17 protein-coding genes and 1 pseudogene are annotated in these 20,638 nt (G+C 45.1%); all 18 read left to right on the top strand.

From position 1 onward, the window contains the following. The first annotated feature begins 3 nt into the window (after window positions 1–3). The 18 genes and pseudogenes from AC04Q4_RS05045 (at window position 4) to thrH (ending at window position 20,411) form a co-directional block, all read left to right on the top strand. Window positions 4–1,254 (top strand): 3-isopropylmalate dehydratase large subunit, encoded by a 1,251-nt coding sequence (locus AC04Q4_RS05045; protein WP_173737220.1) that lies wholly within the window; start codon window positions 4–6, stop codon window positions 1,252–1,254. Window positions 1,255–1,547: 293 nt separating this feature from the next. Further along, window positions 1,548–2,039 carry a LeuD/DmdB family oxidoreductase small subunit gene (locus AC04Q4_RS05040; RefSeq protein ID WP_119240947.1) on the top strand — a complete coding sequence of 164 codons (492 nt, stop codon included), beginning with the start codon at window positions 1,548–1,550 and terminating at the stop codon, window positions 2,037–2,039. Window positions 2,040–2,060: 21 nt separating this feature from the next. Continuing rightward, window positions 2,061–3,305, top strand: a complete 1,245-nt coding sequence (locus tag AC04Q4_RS05035) for a 3-isopropylmalate dehydratase large subunit (RefSeq protein WP_173737221.1) — start codon at window positions 2,061–2,063, stop codon at window positions 3,303–3,305. A gap of 216 nt (window positions 3,306–3,521) precedes the next feature. Further along, window positions 3,522–4,961 (top strand): L,D-transpeptidase family protein, encoded by a 1,440-nt coding sequence (locus AC04Q4_RS05030; protein WP_173737222.1) that lies wholly within the window; start codon window positions 3,522–3,524, stop codon window positions 4,959–4,961. 436 nt (window positions 4,962–5,397) lie between these two features. Further along, window positions 5,398–6,192, top strand: coding sequence for a CoB--CoM heterodisulfide reductase iron-sulfur subunit B family protein (locus AC04Q4_RS05025; protein ID WP_173737223.1), 795 nt, complete (start codon window positions 5,398–5,400; stop codon window positions 6,190–6,192). Next, complete coding sequence (locus AC04Q4_RS05020; RefSeq protein ID WP_015524685.1) at window positions 6,189–6,578, top strand: 4Fe-4S dicluster domain-containing protein; 390 nt, start codon at window positions 6,189–6,191, stop codon at window positions 6,576–6,578. The genes AC04Q4_RS05025 and AC04Q4_RS05020 overlap by 4 nt, the downstream gene beginning before the upstream one ends. A gap of 4 nt (window positions 6,579–6,582) precedes the next feature. Next, the gene (locus tag AC04Q4_RS05015) at window positions 6,583–8,571 is read left to right on the top strand and encodes a 4Fe-4S binding protein (protein WP_173737224.1); all 1,989 of its coding nucleotides are present in this window, start codon (window positions 6,583–6,585) and stop codon (window positions 8,569–8,571) included. After that, on the top strand, window positions 8,562–9,005 hold the full coding sequence (locus AC04Q4_RS05010; RefSeq protein ID WP_015524686.1) for a hydrogenase iron-sulfur subunit: 444 nt from the start codon (window positions 8,562–8,564) through the stop codon (window positions 9,003–9,005). The genes AC04Q4_RS05015 and AC04Q4_RS05010 overlap by 10 nt, the downstream gene beginning before the upstream one ends. After that, on the top strand, window positions 8,993–9,967 hold the full coding sequence (locus tag AC04Q4_RS05005) for a 4Fe-4S dicluster domain-containing protein (RefSeq protein WP_476388610.1): 975 nt from the start codon (window positions 8,993–8,995) through the stop codon (window positions 9,965–9,967). The genes AC04Q4_RS05010 and AC04Q4_RS05005 overlap by 13 nt, the downstream gene beginning before the upstream one ends. A 3-nt stretch (window positions 9,968–9,970) precedes the next feature. Continuing rightward, complete coding sequence (locus tag AC04Q4_RS05000) at window positions 9,971–11,008, top strand: 4Fe-4S dicluster domain-containing protein (RefSeq protein ID WP_476388609.1); 1,038 nt, start codon at window positions 9,971–9,973, stop codon at window positions 11,006–11,008. Further along, on the top strand, window positions 11,001–11,855 hold the full coding sequence (locus AC04Q4_RS04995; protein ID WP_015524689.1) for an FAD/NAD(P)-binding protein: 855 nt from the start codon (window positions 11,001–11,003) through the stop codon (window positions 11,853–11,855). Before AC04Q4_RS05000 ends, AC04Q4_RS04995 begins: the two co-directional genes overlap by 8 nt. A 241-nt stretch (window positions 11,856–12,096) precedes the next feature. Continuing rightward, window positions 12,097–12,810 carry a 2Fe-2S iron-sulfur cluster-binding protein gene (locus tag AC04Q4_RS04990; protein ID WP_330383239.1) on the top strand — a complete coding sequence of 238 codons (714 nt, stop codon included), beginning with the start codon at window positions 12,097–12,099 and terminating at the stop codon, window positions 12,808–12,810. A gap of 13 nt (window positions 12,811–12,823) precedes the next feature. Continuing rightward, a pseudogene (locus AC04Q4_RS04985) lies at window positions 12,824–14,435 on the top strand (FAD-dependent oxidoreductase). A gap of 55 nt (window positions 14,436–14,490) precedes the next feature. Then, the gene (locus AC04Q4_RS04980) at window positions 14,491–15,333 is read left to right on the top strand and encodes a fumarate hydratase (RefSeq protein WP_173737228.1); all 843 of its coding nucleotides are present in this window, start codon (window positions 14,491–14,493) and stop codon (window positions 15,331–15,333) included. A gap of 1 nt (window position 15,334) precedes the next feature. Further along, window positions 15,335–15,898: a Fe-S-containing hydro-lyase gene (locus AC04Q4_RS04975; RefSeq protein WP_173737229.1), complete on the top strand. Its 564-nt coding sequence runs from the start codon at window positions 15,335–15,337 to the stop codon at window positions 15,896–15,898. 713 nt (window positions 15,899–16,611) lie between these two features. Then, window positions 16,612–18,006 (top strand): magnesium transporter, encoded by a 1,395-nt coding sequence (gene mgtE / locus AC04Q4_RS04970; RefSeq protein ID WP_173737230.1) that lies wholly within the window; start codon window positions 16,612–16,614, stop codon window positions 18,004–18,006. Window positions 18,007–18,236: 230 nt separating this feature from the next. Further along, entirely contained in the window at window positions 18,237–19,634 is a 1,398-nt protein-coding gene (locus AC04Q4_RS04965) for an alanine/glycine:cation symporter family protein (RefSeq protein WP_173737231.1), read from the top strand. Window positions 19,635–19,808: 174 nt separating this feature from the next. Further along, window positions 19,809–20,411, top strand: a complete 603-nt coding sequence (gene thrH / locus AC04Q4_RS04960) for a bifunctional phosphoserine phosphatase/homoserine phosphotransferase ThrH (RefSeq protein WP_173737232.1) — start codon at window positions 19,809–19,811, stop codon at window positions 20,409–20,411. The last annotated feature ends 227 nt before the right edge of the window (window positions 20,412–20,638 follow it).

The following is a 20,638-nucleotide window of genomic DNA, read 5'->3' as shown; positions in this document are numbered from 1 at the left end:
GAGATGGGAATGACGATCGCAGAAAAAATCATTGCAGCGGCAGCAGGTGTGGACAGTGTAAAACCTGGAGATATCTATACGGTACAGCTGGATCATCTGATGAGTAATGACGGAACCACACATCTGACTGTTGATATGTACAATAATAAATTAAAAAATCCGCACATTGCAGATACCAGGAAGCTTGTGTTTATCGTAGACCACAATGTACCGTCTGACAGCCCGAAAACAGCAGCATCCCAGAAAAAAATGAGAGATTTTGCAAGAGAAAACAATATTGATTTCTGGGAAGGTAAGGGTGTATGCCACCAGATCATGATTGAGAATTATGTCCGTCCGGGACAGCTGATCTTCGGTGCTGACAGCCATACATGTTCTTATGGTGCACTTGGTGCATTCGGTACCGGTGTGGGATGTACAGATTTTCTTTACGGAATGGTAACAGGAACTTCCTGGGTTATGGTTCCGGAAACTGTAAAATTTAATCTGACAGGGAAACTGCCGGAAGGTGTTTACGCAAGAGATCTGATCCTTACCATTATCGGCGAGATCGGAGCAAACGGATGTAATTATCAGGCTATGGAGTTTACAGGTGAGGGTGCAAGGACATTAAGCATCAGTGACCGTATGGCCCTTTGCAATATGGCTGTTGAGGCCGGTGCGAAGACTGGTATTTTTGAAGCAGATGACAAGGCTCTGGAATATCTGAAAGAGCATGGCCGTGAGCCAAAAGCTGTATACCACAGTGATCCGGATGCAGTTTATGCAAGAGAGTACACCTTTGATCTTTCCAAAGTTCGTCCTGTTGTAGCGAAACCGGATTTTGTTGATAACGTAGTTTCGGCGGAAGAGACATGCGGAATTAAGATCAACGAAGCATTCCTTGGTTCCTGCAACAATGGACGTATTGAAGATCTCCGTGTAGGGGCAGAGGTGATCAAGGGCAAAAAAGTTGCAGAGGGCGTTCGTTTTCTGGTTGTTCCTGCAAGCCAGACGATTTATCGCCAGGCATTAAAAGAAGGCCTGATTGACATCTTTATGGAAGCAGGAGCTATTGTTATGAATCCGAACTGCAGTGTATGCTGGGGAAGCTGCCAGGGGGTTATCGGTGAAAATGAAGTTCTGATCAGCACAGGAACACGTAACTTCAAGGGACGTGCCGGACATCCAAGTTCCAAGGTCTACCTGGGATCTGCTGCAACCGTTACAGCATCTGCCATTGCAGGCGAGATCGCAACTGCTGACAGAGTATAAGAGTTTCAGAAAAGATTTAACCGAATCAAGTAAGTCCCCTGCTTCAATTGCGAGGAGCAATAAGCAGTGGGTGGGACTTACTTGTATCAGGAGGGGTACAAGCCCCTCCTGATAAACTGCGGAGCAGTTATTCGGTTATGAGCAAGTAGCGAAAGCGGATTGCGAATATCCGATTGACACAATATATTCAGAAATTATCAGAGGATGATCCGTTTCGGCGTGGGTTCTTATAACAGGGCAGACAGAAAACTTTTGCATGAGGATACGGAACGGAATAAACAGGAGATATACATATGAAAGCATTTACAGGAAAAGTGTGGGTACTTGGAGATGATATCGACACCGATATCATTATCCCGACTGAGTACCTTGCACTGAAAACCATTGACGATATGAAGCAGTATGGATTTAGTCCTCTTCGCCCGGAGTTGGCAGGACAGATCCAGAAAGGTGACATTATTGTGGCAGGAAAGAACTTCGGCTGCGGTTCATCCAGAGAGCAGGCACCGGAGATCATCAAAGCACTGGGAATCCAGTGTGTCATTGCGAAATCTTTTGCCCGTATTTTTTTCCGCAACTCCATCAACAACGGCCTTCTCCTTATTGAGCAGCCGGATCTTCACGACGATGTGAAAGAGGGAGACGAAGTTACAGTTGTGATGAACGAGCATGTAGACCACAATGGAAAACAGTACCCGATAGCTTCTCTTCCGGAGAATCTGATGGATATTATTCAGGCTGGCGGACTTGTAAAAGCCATGCGAAAACTGAACGGTCTGGATTAACAAACGGAGAGGAGAGAAGAAATGGGCGAGACGATCATTGAAAAAATTATCAGACATAATACAGGCAAGGCAGTAAAGCCTGGCGATATCGTGACTGTCAATGTTGACAGAGTAATGATCCATGATATCTTTATTCCGTTTGTAGCGGAGAAATTTGAGGAGATGGGATTTCAGAAACTGTGGGATCCGGACAAAGTTGTTCTAATCTACGACCATCTTGTACCTGCAAGCCAGCAGGATGACACCAGACATTTCCATATTGGAGATGCTTTTGCAGCGAAATATGGAATGAAAAATGTACATAGAAGTGACGGTATCTGCCATCAGCTGATGACAGAGGCAGGATATGTAAAACCTGGCAACGTCGTATTCGGCACAGATAGCCATACCACAACTTATGGATGTGTCGGCGCATTTTCTTCCGGTATCGGATATACAGAGATGGCCAGCATCCTGGGAACAGGAACCATGTGGATCAAAGTTCCGGAGACAATTAAGATCGTGATCAACGGAGAACTTCCGGAGAATGTCATGTCCAAGGATATTATTCTCCGCATCATCGGTGATCTGCGTGCAGATGGTGCGACATACCGTGCACTGGAATTTTCCGGAAGCACTATTGAGAACATGTCTGTTGCAAGCCGTATGACGATGTCAAATATGGCAATTGAAGCCGGCGCAAAATGTGCTCTTTTCACACCAGATGAAAAGACAGCTGCTTACTGTGATGTTGAGCTTGACGACTATCAGAAAAATCTTATCGGTGATGAAGATGCTGTTTATATGAAAACTATGACTTACAAGGCTGAGGATTTTGTGCCGGTTATGGCTTGCCCGTCACAGGTGGACAAGATTCGTGATGTCAGCGAGCTTCAGGGCGAGACCATTGATCAGGTATTTATCGGTTCCTGTACAAACGGACGGCTTGAGGATCTGATGGCAGCAGCTGAAGTTCTTAAGGGAAAAAAAGTATCAGATTTTGTGAAACTGATCGTAACTCCTGCAAGCCGCAAAATCTACCGTCAGGCCATTGAACTTGGTATTCTGGATACTCTTGCTGAGGCAGGCGCGATCATCACACATCCAGGCTGCGGGCTTTGCTGCGGAAGAACCGGCGGAATCCTGACAGATGGTGAAAAGGTTGTGGCAACTAACAACCGTAACTTCCTGGGGCGTATGGGTACTTCCAAGGTTCAGATTTATCTGGCATCTCCGAAAACAGCAGCAGCCTGCGCAGTTGCAGGTAAAATCGTGCTGCCTGAATAAGGAATGCAGGATCAGACCTAAAAACAGATAGTTAGTTCTGTTTGATAATGGAAATATAGAAGAAGGTATGAAAGAGACAGATTTCGTAAGGTGGAGTCTGTCTCTTTTTGTCCGGAAGGACAAATGCTCTTTACAGAAGACAGGAATAGCATATATTATAATAACAATCAGTATGGAAACATAACATATAATACATAAGACTCGAGGGATAAGAGTATGGATAAAAAATCTATCATGAGCAGAAAGACACTTAAGATCGTACTTGGAATCTGTATTGTGGCAGTGATCGCAGCTGTGGCCGGGCTTTTGGGCTATACTTATATGGCAGATCACAATACACTGGGCAGGAAAATTTCCGTGAACGGGCTGGATGTTTCCAGATTAAATGCTCAGGAGGCAGAAGACAAGATTGTTGCTTCCTTTGAGAACAGAGAGGTAACTTTTCAGGAAGATGACCAGGAAGTTTACAGAACCACACTGAAAGATCTGGGATATAGCCTGAACAAAGAAGATCTTCTTTCAAAGCTGACAGATATTCAGAAACAGAGGGAAGAGAACAGGAAGATTTTTACAAAAGAAGAGAATGTGGATCTGGAATATCAGATCGAGGAAAATGAAGAACAGGAAAAACAGGCACTGGATCTTTCGAATTTCGGAGATAAAAAGCGAAAGGCTTCCACAGATGCAGAAATCCGGTATGATCAGGACAAAAAAGAATTTATCCTTGTAAAGCAGAAACAGGGAACTGAGATTGATGAAGATAAACTCCAGACAATGGTGGAAACCACACTGAATGCGGCTTTCGACACAGCAATTCTGGGAGATGCAGTTACAGTACCTGTGAATAAACATGTGTATATAAGCCCGTCTGCGATAGCTACAGATGACATGGAAGTAAAGGTTACAAACCTGAACGACCAGCTGAGCAAGTATCGAAGTACTACAGTTACATATACATTTGGAAGTGAGACAGTTTTGCTGGATTCCGATACCATCAGTTCCTGGGTTAAAGCTGAGGGAGAGACACTCAGTGTTGATGAGGATGCTGTTAAGACATATATCAGTGATCTTGCAAACAAGTATAATACGATTTATGTGCCGCGTACTTTTCACACATCAACAGGAACAGATGTGACCATTGAAGGCAACGAATACGGATATCGTATTGATCAGGATGCAGAAGTGACACAGCTTCTTGAAGACTTAAAAAGCGGAACAGCAGTAACACGTGATCCGATCTACAGCAGTTCCGGCTATCAGAGAAACGGTACTGATGATCTGGCAGGCAGTTACATAGAAGTCAGCCTGGATGCGCAGCATCTGTGGCTGTATAAAGATGGGAATCTTGTGACAGAAACGGATATTGTCAGCGGTAAGCCTGTGAAGGGCAGGGAGACATACAGAGGTGCATGGCCGATCGCTTACAAGGCAAGTCCGTACAATTTGACAAGTGCTGAGTATGGATATAATGTAAAAGTTAATTACTGGATGCCTTTTGTTTACGGACAGGGACTTCACGATGCTTCCTGGCAGTCTTCCTTTGGCGGAAACCGGTATAAGACAAACGGAAGTCATGGATGTATTAACCTGCCAAAAGATCAGGCGAAACTGATCTATGAAACGATCGATGCTGGGTATCCGATCATTATTTACTAATTGTATAAGATTGATAGATGTCTGGTGTAAAGTCAATGATCTGCAGAATATGGAATGTAGAGTGAGATGATTTTATGGAAAAAGCTTCGGAGAAATCCGGAGCTTTTTATGCTGAAGGAAATTATACAGTATCATCAGAAATGAGAAGATTTTTCAAAAGTGTGTTAAAAAAAACACAAAAAAATACGGAAAATCTATTGTGAAAATAAGAATATCATGTTATGATGTACAAGAAATCGAGCTAATACACTTCTTATTTGCGGAGGAAGGGTGTTTTACCTCTTTTATTTGAGCGCTTTTAAGAAATATTCTCAAGTAAGTGTTAGTGGGATTTCCTTTTTTTACGTTTGCATTGTTAAAAAATAAACAATACAAAACAAGAATTAGATCCATTTTAACCGTCAGATTTTTAGATTAAGAAAGGATAATGAAAGGTATGAAGTACAGTTATTATCCGGGTTGCACCCTGAGAACAAAGGCCAGGGATCTGGATGAGTATGCCAGAGCCAGTGCCACAGCCCTTGGGTTTGAGCTTGAGGAGATCGAAAACTGGCAGTGCTGCGGTGGTGTTTATCCACTTGGCACAGATGAGATCGCCACAAAGCTTTCCTCTGTCCGTGCGCTGAACCAGGCAAAAGAAAAGGGCCAGGATCTGGTAACGATCTGTTCTGCCTGTCATCATGTGATCAAGCGTGTCAATGATGATATGAAAAATGTGGAAGATATCCGGACCAGAGCCAACAATTACATGCAGCTGGAAGCTCCCTATGAAGGAGAGACAACCGTTCTCCATTATCTGGAGGTTCTCCGGGACAGAGTCGGTTTTGATAAACTGAAAGAAAAAGTAGTAAATCCTTTTACCGGAAAGAAGATCGGAGCCTATTACGGATGTCTGCTTCTGAGACCTGGAAAGATCATGGCATTTGATGATCCGGAAAATCCAAGGATCATGGAGGATTTTATCCGTGCCCTTGGCGCTGAGCCTGTGATCTATCCTTACAGAAATGAATGTTGTGGAGGATATATATCCCTGAAAGAAAAAGAAATGTCACAGAATATGTGTGAAAAGATCGAAGAAAGTGCAGCCGGATTTGGCGCAGATATGCTGATCACTGCCTGTCCACTGTGCAAATATAATCTGAATAAAAATGCCGGAAACAGACTGCCGGTTTACTATTTTACAGAGCTTCTGGCAGAAGCCCTTGGCGTCAAAGAGGAGGTGGCAAAATGAGAGATAACCATTCTGCTGCGGAAAAAATAAAGGAGATCAGCGGGACTAATCCTCTGAAATGTATGAAGTGTGGCAAATGTTCTGCTACCTGCCCATCCTTTGACGAGATGGATATCAAGCCTCATCAGTTTGTGTCCTACGTGATCAATGAAAATATCGAAGCACTTGTAAATTCAGCATCTCTGTGGAAATGTCTTTCCTGTTTTGCCTGTGTGGAGCGCTGTCCGAGAGACGTAAAACCCGGAAAGATCATTGACGGGGCAAGACAGCTGGTTGTCCGGGAAAAAGGCGGCGACTATCTTTCACCAAATGAAATTCCGGAGCTTCTTGATCCGGAGCTTCCTCAGCAGCTGCTTGTAAGTGCATTCAGAAGATACAGGAGGTGAGAAAGTGCAGAGAATCGGTGTATTTGTCTGTCATTGCGGAAGTAATATTGCCGCTACGGTAGACGTGAAAAAGGTTGTGGAGATCATTGCAAAAGAGCCTGGAGTTGTCCATGCAGAAGATTATCAGTATATGTGTTCCGAGGCAGGACAGTCCAGGATCCAGGAAGCCATCCGTGAAAAAAATCTCACAGGAGTGGTTGTCTGTTCCTGTTCTCCACGTATGCATGAGGCAACTTTCCGTAAAGCAGCGGAAAAGGCCGGCCTGAATCCATATATGGTGGAGATCGCAAACATCCGTGAGCACTGTTCCTGGATCCACAAGGATATGCAGGAGGCTACGGAGAAGGCAGTGATCCTTGCAAGAGCAGCAGTAGCAAAGGTAAATTTAAACGCTCCTCTTCAGCCGGGAGAAAGCCGGGTTACAAAGAGAGCCCTGATCATCGGAGGCGGTATCGCCGGAATCCAGACAGCTCTTGATATTGCCGATGCAGGCTATGAAGTTGATATTGTGGAAAAAACACCAAGTATCGGCGGAAGAATGTCACAGCTTGACAAAACCTTCCCTACTCTGGACTGCTCCGCATGTATCCTTACTCCCAAAATGGTAGAGGCTGCAGCTCATGAAAAGATCAATATCTATACATACAGTGAAGTAGAAAAGGTTTCTGGTTTCGTAGGAGATTTCAACGTTGATATCCGCAAAAAAGCGCGAAGTGTCAACATGGACAAATGTACAGGCTGTGGAGTCTGCCAGGAAAAATGTCCTTCCAAAAAGATTCCCAATGAGTTCAACAGAGGGCTGAACAACCGGTCAGCTATCTATACTCCGTTTGCACAGGCCATTCCAAATGTTCCCGTGATCGACAGAGAGCATTGCCTGAAATTTAAAACAGGTAAATGTGGTGTCTGCTCCAAAGTATGTCAGGCAGGAGCCATTGATTACGATCAGCAGGATGAGATCGTAACACAGAAATACGGAGCGATCGTTGTGGCAACCGGATTTGATACCATCAAGCTTGACAAATATGATGAATACGCATACAGCCAGAACAAGGATGTGATCACATCTCTGGAGCTGGAGCGTATCATGAATGCTGCAGGACCTACAAAAGGACATCTTGAGCGCCTCTCCGATGGAAAAGCACCGAAGGAGATCGTATTTATCCAGTGTGTTGGAAGCCGTTGCTCCGATGACCGTGGAAAGCCATACTGTTCCAAGATCTGCTGTATGTACACAGCTAAGCATGCCATGCTGATCCGTGATAAATATCCGGATACCAATGTGACGGTATTTTATATTGATGTCCGTACACCTGGTAAAAACTTCGATGAGTTTTACAGAAGAGCAGTTGAGCAGTATAACGTAAACTACATCAAAGGTCAGGTAGGAAAAGTAATCCCGCAGCCGGATGGAACACTTCTTGTTCAGGGCTCGGATCTTCTTGATAATAAACAGATTTTCAAGAAAGCAGATATGGTAGTTCTTGCAACAGCCATTGAACCGAATCCGGATGTACGTAAGATCGCTACCATGCTTACTGCAAGTATTGACACCAACAATTTCCTTACAGAAGCCCATGCAAAGCTTCGTCCTGTAGAATCACCGACAGCAGGAATTTTCCTTTCCGGTGTATGCCAGGGGCCAAAGGATATCCCGGAGACAGTTGCCCAGGCAGGAGCTGCGGCTGTTAAGGCCATAGGACTTCTTGCAAAGGACAAGCTGACAACCAATCCATGTACGGCAAAATCCGACGAGCTTCTCTGTAACGGATGCTCTACCTGTGCAAATGTATGTCCTTACGGAGCGATTTCCTATGAGGAGAAACAGGTCAACGATCACGGTATCCGTGAGACAAGAAGAGTTGCGGTTGTCAATACAGCACTTTGCCAGGGCTGCGGTGCCTGTACAGTAGCCTGCCCGTCAGGAGCCATGGACCTTCAGGGCTTCTCCAACAGACAGATTATCGCGGAGGTGGATGCAATATGTCGATAGAAACAAAGGAAGAATTCAGACCAAAGATCGTGGCATTCTGCTGTAACTGGTGCAGCTACGCCGGAGCAGACCTTGCAGGAAGCAGCCGTTTAAGCTATCCGGCGGATGTAAAGATCATCCGTGTTCCATGTTCCTGCCGTGTCAATCCCATGTTCATCCTCCGTGCCTTTGAAAAAGGAGCCGACGGTGTGATCATGTGCGGATGCCATCCGGGAGACTGCCATTACAGTACCGGAAATTATTATGCAAGAAGACGTATGACACTTCTGTTTTCAATGCTGGATTACATTGGTGTGGAAAACGGAAGAACACGTGTGGAATGGGTATCTGCCGCAGAGGGCGTGAAATTTTCACAGACTATGAATGAGTTTGTTGAGAAGATTCATTCACTTGGTAAAAACGTGAGATTGGAGGATATAAGATGCAGGAGCTGATAAAACGTGCAAAGGAACTGCTTGCAGATGGCACGGTAGCCCGGGTTCTAGGGTGGAAAGCCGGAGATCTTGCCTTTAATCCGGAACCGGCCTATTTTGAGACACCGGAATCTCTGGAGGATTTTGTCTATGATGGATTCTGCGGTGCCAATTTAAGCAAATATATGATCGAAGCTTCCAGGCTGGAAGGAAAAACCATGGTTTGTCTGAAGCCCTGCGATACATACAGCTTTAACCAGCTTTTGAAAGAGCATCGTGTGGACAGAGAAAAAGCCTATATCGTAGGTGTTGGCTGCAAAGGAAAGCTGGATATTGAAAAGATCCGCAAAATGGGGATCAAGGGTATCCGGGGAATTTCCGGAGCAGAGCTTGCCGGAGATGCCGAGACATTGACTGTGGATACTGTATACGGAGAAAAAACCTGTGCATACAAAGATGCAATGCTGGAACGCTGCCATGTATGTAAAGGAAAAGAGCATAAAATTTACGATGAGCTGATCGGTGAGTCAAAGGACACAAAGGATGCTGACCGTTTCGCAGAAGTTGAGCGGATCGAGGCGATGAGTCCGGAAGAAAAATTCGCATTCTGGCAGAGCGAGCTGAGTAAATGTATCCGCTGTAATGCCTGCCGTAATGTATGCCCGGCCTGCAGCTGCCGCAAATGCGTTTTTGACAGCAACAAGTTCGACAGCGCCCAGAAGGCGAATGTGGATTCCTTTGAGGAAAAAATGTTCCATGTGATCCGTGCCTTCCATGTAGCTGGAAGATGTACGGACTGTGGCGAGTGCAGCAGAGTCTGCCCGCAGGGAATTCCCCTTCATCTGTTTAACCGTAAGTTTATCAAGGATATTGATGATTTTTACGGTGAGTACCAGGCAGGCGAGGATGCGGAGTCAAAGGGTCCGCTTACCAGCTTTACCTTTGATGATGTAGAGCCAGGAATCGTGGCAGAAAGGGGATAATGTATGTATAAGATCGCAGTAGAAAATCTGCCGGCATTATTCCAGAAAATTGCCGCAGACCAGGAATTATATTTACCGGTAAAGGTAAGTGAGCAGGTAAATTTCAAGGTATGGAGCGAGGATGCAGAAGTTTCTCTTGAAACACTGAAAACCGTGAAATCACCGAAGGATGCTTTCTTTCCGCAGAGTGAAAATCTCTATACCTGTAAAAAAGACGGAAAAAATATCAGCATTGAGCCTCAGGCACTGAAAGAACAGAATTTTGTCGTGTTCGGAATGAGGGCCTGTGATGTACAAGGCGTGAAGGTTCTTGACAATGTGTTCCTTGGAGATCCGGTGGATACTTTTTACCAGGCAAGAAGAGAACACGGAACTATCATAGCTCTTGCCTGTCATGAACCGGAGGAAAGTTGCTTCTGTAAAGTATTTGGCATTGATGCCGCAGATCCGGAAGCAGATGTTGCAGCCTGGATCATCGAGGGAGAACTTTTCTGGAAGCCTCTCACAGAAAAGGGAAATGCCCTGACAGAAACTGTGAAGGAGCTTTTGGCAGATTCTGATGAGACAAGGGTAGAAGAGGAAAAGAAGGCGATCCGTGATATTATCGAGCTTCTTCCATATACACATCTTTCACTGGAAGGATGGGCGCAGGAAGAATACATGGATCGTTTCAACTCTCCTGTATGGGAGACGCTGTACAAGCCTTGCCTTGCCTGTGGAACTTGTACCTTCGTATGTCCGACCTGTCAGTGCTATGATATCAAGGATTACGACACAGGACACGGTGTTCACCGTTACCGCTGCTGGGATTCCTGCATGTACTCTGATTTTACCATGATGGCTCACGGAAACAACCGTACCAGCCAGATGCAGAGATTCCGTCAGAGATTTATGCATAAGCTTGTTTATTATCCGTTAAATAATGACGGCATGTTCTCCTGTGTTGGCTGTGGCCGCTGCGTGGAGAAATGTCCGGAATCTTTAAATATCGTAAAAGTCATCAAGGCCTTTGAAAAACAGGGAGGTGAAAAGAATGAGTGAATGTACCTGTCATAAAAATTATACACTGGATACGCTGATCCCCAAGGTTGGCGTGATCACAGATATCCGTCAGGAGACACCGGATGTAAAAACCTTCCGCGTGGAAGCTCCGGAGGGTGGAAAGCTTTTCGAGCATATGCCAGGACAGTGTGCCATGGTCTGTGCACCAGGCGTCAGTGAAGGTATGTTTTCCATTACTTCTTCTCCGACTGTAAAGGATTATCAGGAATTCAGTATCAAAAAATGCGGATCCCTTACCGACTATCTCCATAGCCTTCAGGTTGGAGATGAGATCGCGGTTAGGGGTCCATACGGAAATCATTTTCCGGTGGAAGATAAGTTAAAGGGAAAAAATCTCCTGTTTATCGCAGGTGGAATCGGTCTGGCACCTCTTCGCTCCGTGATTAATTATGTGCTGGATAACCGTGAGGATTACGGAACAGTCGATATTCTCTATGGTTCCCGTTCAGCAGATGATCTGGTGCAGCTTAAGGAAATCCAGGAAGTGTGGATGAAAACAGAAGGTGTAAATGTATATCTTACCATTGACCGCGAGCAGGAAGGCTGGGACGGTCATGTGGGATTTGTTCCGAATTATCTGAAGGAGATTGGTTTTGATACCAATAAGACCGCTCTGGTCTGCGGCCCGCCGATCATGATTAAATTCGTTCTGGCAGGACTGGAAGAGCTGGGCTTCTCCAGAGATCAGGTATATACCACACTGGAGCTTCGTATGAAATGCGGTGTCGGAAAATGCGGCCGCTGCAACATCGGAGACAAATACGTCTGCAAAGACGGCCCGGTATTTAGGTGTGATGAGGTTGATGAATTACCTAATGAGTATTGATAAGCAATGAGCAGTGCACAGACGTTGATAAAAACAGATGCGTCATGCTTGCATGTAAGCAGCTGTTTTTATCGGCGGCTGTATAGGGCGAATGCCCTCAAGCGAGATGAAGCGAAGCGGAATCGAGCCTGGCACTGCGGGGTACAGTACACAGCCATGGGAACCATCTCGCTAAGCTGCCCATTTTAGGAGCGGTTTCAGCAGAGCGTTGCGACGGGCACGTGTGAGATGGCTGTTCCACATGGCGTACGATTTGGATAAAAGAAAGGACACCAACATGGAAAATAATATGGTAAACGTATATTTTTTCGGTAAGAAATACAGCGTTCCCGGTGATCTGACCATTATGACAGCTATGGAATATGCCGGTTATACATTAAAAAGAGGATGCGGCTGCAGACACGGATTCTGCGGTGCCTGCGCGACCATCTACAGGATCAAGGGACAGAATGAGCTGAAAACCTGTCTCGCCTGTCAGACACAGGTGCAGGAGGGAATGTATGTGGCAAGCATCCCGTTCTTCCCTACAGACAAGAGACTTTATAATATAGAAGATCTTAAGCCGAACCAGCAGGTAATGATGGAGCTTTATCCTGAGATCTACAGCTGTATCGGATGCAACGCCTGCACAAAGGCCTGTACACAGGACTTAAATGTCATGCAGTATATTGCATATGCTCAGAGAGGCGAGCTTGAAAAATGTGCAGAGGAATCCTTTGACTGTGTAAGCTGCGGCTGCTGCTCCGTAAGATGTCCGGCAGGAATTTCCCATCCGATGGTAGGTCTTCTGGCAAGACGTCTCACCGGTAAATATATCGCACCAAAAAGTGAGCACCTGGAGAAACGTGTGGAAGAGATCCACGAGGGCAAATTTGATGATATGATCGAGAAGATCATGCAGAAGCCGATCACAGAGATGCAGGAACTTTACAACAGCAGAGAAATCGAGAAGTAGGAGGGCGTAAAACATGTATGCACCATATCCAGAAAATATGATGGAATCCATCAAAAAGGTAGAGGCTACAAGAGCGGAGCGTATGGCAACAGAGCCAAGACGTCTGAGTGCAGATGAGAAAGATGCTCTTCTCAAAAAATTCCATCCGGATTATAACCCGGATGCATTTGCAGAGATCAAGGTAGGACCGAACAAGGGACAGAAAGCACCACTGGAGCTGACAAAAATGCTCCATTCAGAAAGCCGTCTGCTCAACGAAAAAATCGATCTTACAAAAATCGATTATGATGTAGATGTACTGATCATCGGCGGTGGCGGAGCAGGCTCTTCCTGTGCCATCGAGGCTCACAACGCAGGTGCCAACGTAATGATCGTTACAAAGCTCCGTATCGGTGATGCCAACACCATGATGGCAGAAGGTGGGATCCAGGCAGCAGATAAAGAAAATGATTCCCCGGTACAGCATTATCTGGACTGCTTTGGAGGCGGACATTTTGCCGCAAAACCGGAGCTTGTAAAAAGACTGGTAATGGAAGCGCCGGATGCGATCAAATGGCTCAACGACCTTGGTGTTGAGTTTGATAAAGCAGAAGACGGAACCATGGTCACTACACATGGCGGCGGTACCTCCAGAAAGAGAATGCATGTCTGCAAAGGATTATTCCGGATCAGAGATCATGCGTACTATCCGTGATGAGGTCTTAAATCTTAAGATCCCGGTAGTGGAATTTACCTCCGCTGTAGAACTTCTGAAGGATGAAAAAGGTCAGACTGCCGGTGCAGTCCTTCTCAACATGGAAACCGGAGACTATTCCGTTGCAAGAGCAAAAACAGTTGTAATTGCAACCGGTGGTGCAGGAAGAATGCATTATCAGGGATTCCCGACCTCCAATCACTACGGAGCAACTGCTGACGGACTCGTACTTGGATACAGAGCAGGTGCTTCCCTTCTTTACCAGGATTCTATCCAGTATCATCCAACAGGTGCGATCTATCCGTCACAGATCCTTGGTGCACTGGTAACAGAGAAGGTTCGTTCCGTTGGTGCACAGCTTGTTAATGCAAACGGAGAAGCTTATATTCATCCGCTGGAAACCCGTGACGTAAATGCTTCCGGCGTTATCCGCGAGTGTGAGGAAGGCCGTGGCGTTGAAGTTCCGGGTGGACGAAAGGGTGTATGGCTGGATACTCCGATGATCGAGATCCTGGGAGGTGAGGGAACTATCGAAAAGAGGATCCCTGCCATGTTCCGTATGTACATGAACTACGGCATTGATATGAGAAAAGTTCCGATCGTGATCTATCCGACCCTTCATTATCAGAACGGTGGTCTTGAGATTAACGGGGACGGCTTTACAAAAGAAATCCCGAACCTTCTGGTTGCAGGAGAGGCAGCAGGCGGAATCCACGGAAGAAACCGACTGATGGGCAACTCTCTTCTTGATGTAATTGTATTCGGAAGAAATGCAGGTAAAAAAGCAGCTGCCAAATGCAAAGAGGTAGAGCTTGGCACCATGAACCTGGATCATATCAAAAAATATGAAGAGGAACTGAAAAATGCAGGAATCGACACAGGAGAAGTATCTCCTATGCTTCTGCCGAAATATGCCCGCCACGAACGTTAAGTTAAAAATATGTTATGATAATAAAAACATATGAGATAAGCGAAAGGAGTCTATTATGAGAGAAATCGAAGTAAACAGACTTACAGAGGTTATCGAAAAACTCTGTATCGAAGCCAATGAACATCTCCCGGAAGATGTGAAGGACGCTATCAAAACCTGCCGTGCTTGCGAGGACGGCGAGATCGCAAAAGGTGTCCTTGATAACATTATCGAGAATTTTGATATTGCGGACAGTGAGAATGTTCCGATCTGTCAGGATACCGGAATGGCATGTGTATTCCTTGAAATTGGTCAGGATGTCCACTTTACAGGCGGAGATTTAAATGATGCTATTAATGAAGGTGTACGCCGCGGATACGACAAGGGTTACCTCAGAAAATCCGTTGTCAAGGATCCGGTACGCCGTGGAAACACAGGTGACAATACACCGGCTATGATCTATACAGAGATCGTTCCTGGAGATCAGGTGAAAATAACTGTGGGACCAAAAGGCTTCGGAAGTGAAAACATGAGCCAGATTCGTATGTTCAAGCCATCTGCTGGCCTTCAGGGAATCAAGGATTTCATTCTTGAGGCTGTAGAAACCGCAGGTCCGAATCCATGTCCGCCTATGGTAGTTGGTGTTGGTATCGGAGGAACTTTTGACAAATGTGCACTTCTTGCAAAGAAAGCGCTGATGCGTCCTCTGAATACAGAGAACCCGGATCCTTACTATGCAGATCTTGAAAAAGAGATGCTGGAGAAGATCAACAAGCTTGGTATCGGACCTCAGGGCTTTGGCGGAAAGACCACAGCCATCGGACTTAACATCGAGACTATGCCTACTCATATTGCAGGTATGCCATGTGCAGTTAATATCAACTGCCATGTAACACGTCATAAAACGGAGGTGCTTTAATATGGAACGAAGAAAGATCACACTGCCTCTGACAAGAGAGCTGGCAAGAACTCTCCATGCAGGCGACCAGGTTTTACTGACAGGAACCATCTATACATCCCGTGACGCAGGTCATAAGAGAATGTGCGAGGCTCTTGCAAAAGGAGAAAAGATTCCTTTTGACCCTACAGACGCTACGATCTATTATGTAGGCCCGACTCCTGCAAAACCAGGTGAAGTCATCGGCTCCGCAGGCCCTACGACCAGCGGCCGTATGGATGCCTACGCACCGACCATGATGTCCGTAGGCGCCAGAGGAATGATTGGAAAAGGCGCCCGCCTTCCGGAAGTCGTAGAAGCCATGAAGAAATATGACGGCGTATATTTCGGAGCCATCGGCGGTGCAGGAGCACTTCTTGCAAAATGCATCAAAAAAGCAGAGCTTATCGCTTACGAAGACCTGGGCGCAGAAGCACTCCGCAAGCTTTATGTGGAAGACATGCCGCTTGTAGTCATCATTGACAGCGAGGGAAATAACCTCTACGAAGAGGGACGTGCAGAGTACCTGAAAGACCACGCAGAATAATCTTTTGCTCTACAATATGATATTGTGATATATTTCAAAAAGGAATAAAAGGATAAAAGTCCGACAGTAAATGCTGAAGATACGTGCAGAAGTATTTATTGTTGGACTTTTTAATTTGATCCTTTTTGAAAAAACATCATTGATACGATCAACGGAAATGCAGCAGCATAAACTCCACCTCTGTAAAGTGGAAAATCTTACTCAGATTTACGATAAATTTAACCATAAATCCAGTTGACAAAACCCGGCCGGGAACGTTATAATGGCCGGGTTGATAAGAGATTTTAAGAAAAAAAGGCAGGTGAACAGAATGGACAGTTGTGATTCTCATGGGCGAAGTTATAGCTCTCAGAGTGAAAGATGGAAAGAACAGAGAGGGATGAGACTGTTCCATTCTGTTTTAAGTGTGCAGAATATCTGTGAGAATACTATGTCTGTATATCAGAAGGATATATTTGGCAGGATGTAACGGTGTTACCAGAATCTGTACGATATTAATCCATTATAATTGCGGCAGGATTATAATATATATCTTTTTCATTCTTCTCATTCTGAGAATCTTACAAGTAAAGCGGACACGTGCGATTTAATTCCGTTTTACACGCAAATCCCAAGGAAACACAATCGAAAATCAAACAGCACATAGACATGCTTTTACATGTCTGTTTTTGGTGTGCGTGTTTTGTGCGAAACTATGTGAGGAGGATGAGAAAATGACAAAAAGAAATCAGGACTTTTCAAAAGATATTCTGAGTCTGATCCGAAGCAGTGTTTCTCCGGCAGTTTTAAGTGAGAGACTGCAGGATTTCCACGAAAACGATCTGGCGGAAGTATTAAGAGAATTAAGCACTGCGGAGCGCAGCAGACTGTACCGTATCCTGGAAAGCAGCATGCTGGCAGATGTTTTTGAATATCTGGAGGAAGAAGAAACCGTAAAATATCTGGAAGAGATGGATGTGAAAAAAGCGGCAGCCATTCTTTCCAAAATGGAAACCGATGCCCTGGCAGATGTTTTAAAGCAGATCGATAAAGAAAAACGCAAGCTTCTGATCCAGCTTCTGGATGAACAGGTGCGGAAGGATATCGAAATGATCCGTTCCTTTGATGAGGATGAGATCGGAAGCAGAATGACAACGAACTGCATTGTGATCCGTGAAAACCTGACCGTAAAGCAGGCCATGAGTGAGCTGATTTCCCAGGCGGCAGATAATGATAATATTTCTACGATTTTTGCAGTGACGGACAGAGGAGAGTTTTATGGAGCCCTGGATCTGAAGGATCTGATCACAGCAAGACAGGAGCACCCTATGGAAGAGCTGATCGTAACTTCCTACCCCTATGTATATGGTACCGAGCAGATCGACGACTGTATGGAACGGCTGAAGGATTATTCTGAAGATTCCATTCCTGTACTGGATGATGATAACCGTTTTCTGGGAGTGATCACATCCGCAGGAATCATCGATCTGGTAGATGATGAGATGGGAGAGGATTATGCGAAGCTGGCTGGTCTGACTGCAGAGGAAGATCTGAAAGAACCGCTTTTTGAAAGCATGAAAAAAAGAATGCCATGGCTGATCGTTCTTCTGGGCCTTGGTATGGTGGTATCTTCTGTTGTGGGAATGTTTGAAAAAGTAGTTACCTGTCTGCCGATCATCATGTGCTTTCAGTCTCTGATCCTGGATATGGCAGGAAATGTTGGAACCCAGTCCTTGGCTGTAACCATCCGTGTACTGATGGATGAGACACTGACAGGCAGACAGAAAGCAGAGCTTGTGCTGAAGGAAATGCGGATCGGTCTTTGCAACGGTGGTTTACTCGGTATTCTGTCTTTTGTACTGATCGGATTGTATATCTTCTTATTTAAAGGAAAAACACTCGTTTTTGCCTATGCAGTATCCGGATGTATCGGATTATCCCTGCTGGTGGCTATGCTGGTATCCAGTGCAGTAGGAACCTGTATTCCGCTGTTTTTCAAAAAGATCGGTGTAGACCCTGCGGTAGCATCCGGTCCGCTGATCACAACAGTAAACGATCTTGTAGCAGTTGTAACATACTATGGAATGAGTTGGATTTTCCTGATCGAAATGTTCCATCTTGCAGGATGAAGCAGAATTGTGAAGTGTCTGCAGGAAATATAAAAAGAAAATTCCGGGTCGAAAGATTCGGAATTTTTCTTTACATAAAGTGAAAAAACAACTATAATAGAACACATGCTTTGCCTGTTTAAACTGTTGCAGAAATGCCTGTTTAACGGGTAAAATAATAAGACGGAATAAAACGTCAAAAAACAAATTAACAATCACAATGGGGTGATTGGGGAAAGGAAAAATAAAACATGATAGTAACACTGATCGAAAAGATGTATTCTTTTCTGTGGGGAGACCTGGTTAAGATCCCTCTTCCTGGAGGAAGCAGTCTGGGGATATCTCTGATTATCATACTGCTGGTTCCGGCCGGAATTTATTTTACCATCCGGACAAGATTTCTGCCTGTCCGGATGTTCCCGGATATGGTACATGCACTTGTGGAGAAAAAAAGTGACAAGAACAATCTTTCCGCATTTCAGACACTGATCGTATCAACGGCAACCCGTGTGGGAATGGGCAACCTGGTGGGTGTAGTGGCAGCTATTTCAGCGGGCGGCGCAGGAGCCATATTCTGGATGTGGGTTCTGGCATTGATCGGATCATCCACAGCATTTATTGAGGCAACCCTTGCACAGATCTATAAGGAAAAAGATCCTCTTTACGGTGGCTACAGAGGCGGTCCTGCCTACTATATCCACCATTACTGGGAAGAAAAACAGGGCAGAAAACGAAAAAAAGTACTGCTTTCCGTATTGTTTGCAATTTCAGGCCTGATCTGCTGGTGCGGAATCAGCCAGGTGATCAGTAATTCCGTCACTGCATCCTTTGAGAATGCCTTTAATATTTCACCATTGTATACAACTATCGTATTGGTAGCAGTGGCAGCAGTGATCGTTCTTCGGAAGAATGCAACAGTTAAAGTGCTGGATTTTCTTGTCCCGGTAATGGCTGTTTGTTATTTTGTAATCACTTTGTTTATCATTGCAACGAACCTTGGAAGCATGCCGGGAGTATTTAAAAGGATTTTTGAGGAAGCATTCGGAATCCGCCAGGTGGCAGCCGGAGGCTTTGGAGCAGTACTGATGAACGGAGTAAAAAGAGGTCTGTTTTCCAATGAGGCAGGAAGTGGATCTGCGCCATGCGCAGCAGCGGCAGCAGAGTGTGATCAGCCGGTAAAAGCGGGATTTGTCCAGGCACTTGGAGTTTTTGTGGATACCATCGTAATCTGCAGCTGCACAGCCATGATCATGCTTCTGGCACCGGAAGATCTGGTAAGCGGACTTTCCGGAATGGAACTTCTCCAGACAGCCATGCGCTATCATCTTGGCGAATTTGGTGTGATTTTTATTGCAGCTACGCTCTTTATGTTCAGTTTTTCCACCTTTCTGGGAATCCTGTTCTATGCCAGAAGCAATGTGGCCTATCTGTTTGGTGACAACTGGGCATCCCAGACCGGATATAAGATCATTGCCCTTGTGATGTTATTTATCGGGGGAATCGCAGCCTATACGTTTGTATGGGATCTTGGAGATGTGGGAATCGGCCTTATGACCATCTTTAATATCTTCATGTTATACCCTCTTGGGGGAAAAGCCATCAGGGAACTGAAGAACTACGAAGAAGAGAAAAAAATTAAAAAAGTCTGAGATTTTCTGGTGGACTATGACAGTAAAAAAGGTCGCAGTTCGCCGGAAAACTGTTTACAGACCATGAAAATATATGGTAATATATCAAAGTAATGCAATAAAAGAATAAAGTGCCACTGGGGTGTACGGAAATTTACAAATGCAGGCGGCGCGTTTTTACGAGGAGGATAAAAAATGTATATTACATGTCTGGATGTAGAAGGTGTACTGGTACCGGAGATTTGGATTGCTTTTGCTGAGGCAAGCGGAATTCCGGAGCTGAAGAAAACGACCCGTGATGAGCCGGATTATGATAAACTGATGAACTGGAGACTTAGTGTTCTCAAAGAGCACGGACTTGGATTGAAAGAGATCCAGGAGACTATTGCAAAGATCGATCCTCTTCCGGGAGCAAAGAAATTTCTGGATGAGCTGAGAACTTTTTCCCAGGTGATCCTCATCAGTGATACATTTACACAGTTTGCCACTCCTCTGATGGAGAAACTGGGCTGGCCAACACTTTTCTGCAACACCCTTGAAGTAGCAGAGGATGGTGAGATCACAGGATTCAGGATGAGATGTGAGCAGTCCAAACTTACTACTGTGAAAGCACTGCAGTCCATGGGATTTGAGACTATCGCAAGCGGAGATTCCTATAATGATCTGGGAATGATCAAAGCAAGCAAGGCAGGATTCCTTTTCCGAAGTACAGAACAGATCAAGGCAGATAATCCGGATATCCCGGCATACGAAGAGTATGATGAATTGCTTGCTGCGATTAAAAAAGCCATGAAATAACAACTTCAGAATATTAAAACAGTACCAAAACGGGCAGATGATCAACAAACAATATAAATATGTTGGTTTTCTGTCTGTTTTTTTTGCTTTTTATTATAGAGAAGAGTATAATTAGACAAAATGAGTTTGCTTTGAGAAAGCTGAATAGATTATCTGATGCAGGGAAAAACTTCCTACCGTGTTAACGATACACGTAATAATGGAGGCACGGACACAACTGGTCAGGG

It is taken from the genome of Blautia sp. HA8986 (assembly GCF_056504635.1).
The sequence above is the reverse complement of the archived record's forward strand: the minus strand, read 5'-3'. Positions and strand labels throughout refer to the sequence as shown.

Excerpts from the sequence above, each read along its gene's own strand:
- AC04Q4_RS05045 (WP_173737220.1), top strand. The coding sequence starts at position 4 with ATGGGAATGACGATCGCAGAAAAAATCATTGCAGCGGCAGCAGGTGTG.
- AC04Q4_RS05040 (WP_119240947.1), top strand. The coding sequence starts at position 1,548 with ATGAAAGCATTTACAGGAAAAGTGTGGGTACTTGGAGATGATATCGAC.
- AC04Q4_RS05035 (WP_173737221.1), top strand. The coding sequence starts at position 2,061 with ATGGGCGAGACGATCATTGAAAAAATTATCAGACATAATACAGGCAAG.
- AC04Q4_RS05030 (WP_173737222.1), top strand. The coding sequence starts at position 3,522 with ATGGATAAAAAATCTATCATGAGCAGAAAGACACTTAAGATCGTACTT.
- AC04Q4_RS05025 (WP_173737223.1), top strand. The coding sequence starts at position 5,398 with ATGAAGTACAGTTATTATCCGGGTTGCACCCTGAGAACAAAGGCCAGG.
- AC04Q4_RS05020 (WP_015524685.1), top strand. The coding sequence starts at position 6,189 with ATGAGAGATAACCATTCTGCTGCGGAAAAAATAAAGGAGATCAGCGGG.
- AC04Q4_RS05010 (WP_015524686.1), top strand. The coding sequence starts at position 8,562 with ATGTCGATAGAAACAAAGGAAGAATTCAGACCAAAGATCGTGGCATTC.
- AC04Q4_RS05005 (WP_476388610.1), top strand. The coding sequence starts at position 8,993 with ATGCAGGAGCTGATAAAACGTGCAAAGGAACTGCTTGCAGATGGCACG.
- AC04Q4_RS05000 (WP_476388609.1), top strand. The coding sequence starts at position 9,971 with ATGTATAAGATCGCAGTAGAAAATCTGCCGGCATTATTCCAGAAAATT.
- AC04Q4_RS04995 (WP_015524689.1), top strand. The coding sequence starts at position 11,001 with ATGAGTGAATGTACCTGTCATAAAAATTATACACTGGATACGCTGATC.
- AC04Q4_RS04990 (WP_330383239.1), top strand. The coding sequence starts at position 12,097 with ATGGCGTACGATTTGGATAAAAGAAAGGACACCAACATGGAAAATAAT.
- AC04Q4_RS04980 (WP_173737228.1), top strand. The coding sequence starts at position 14,491 with ATGAGAGAAATCGAAGTAAACAGACTTACAGAGGTTATCGAAAAACTC.
- AC04Q4_RS04975 (WP_173737229.1), top strand. The coding sequence starts at position 15,335 with ATGGAACGAAGAAAGATCACACTGCCTCTGACAAGAGAGCTGGCAAGA.
- mgtE (WP_173737230.1), top strand. The coding sequence starts at position 16,612 with ATGACAAAAAGAAATCAGGACTTTTCAAAAGATATTCTGAGTCTGATC.
- AC04Q4_RS04965 (WP_173737231.1), top strand. The coding sequence starts at position 18,237 with ATGATAGTAACACTGATCGAAAAGATGTATTCTTTTCTGTGGGGAGAC.
- thrH (WP_173737232.1), top strand. The coding sequence starts at position 19,809 with ATGTATATTACATGTCTGGATGTAGAAGGTGTACTGGTACCGGAGATT.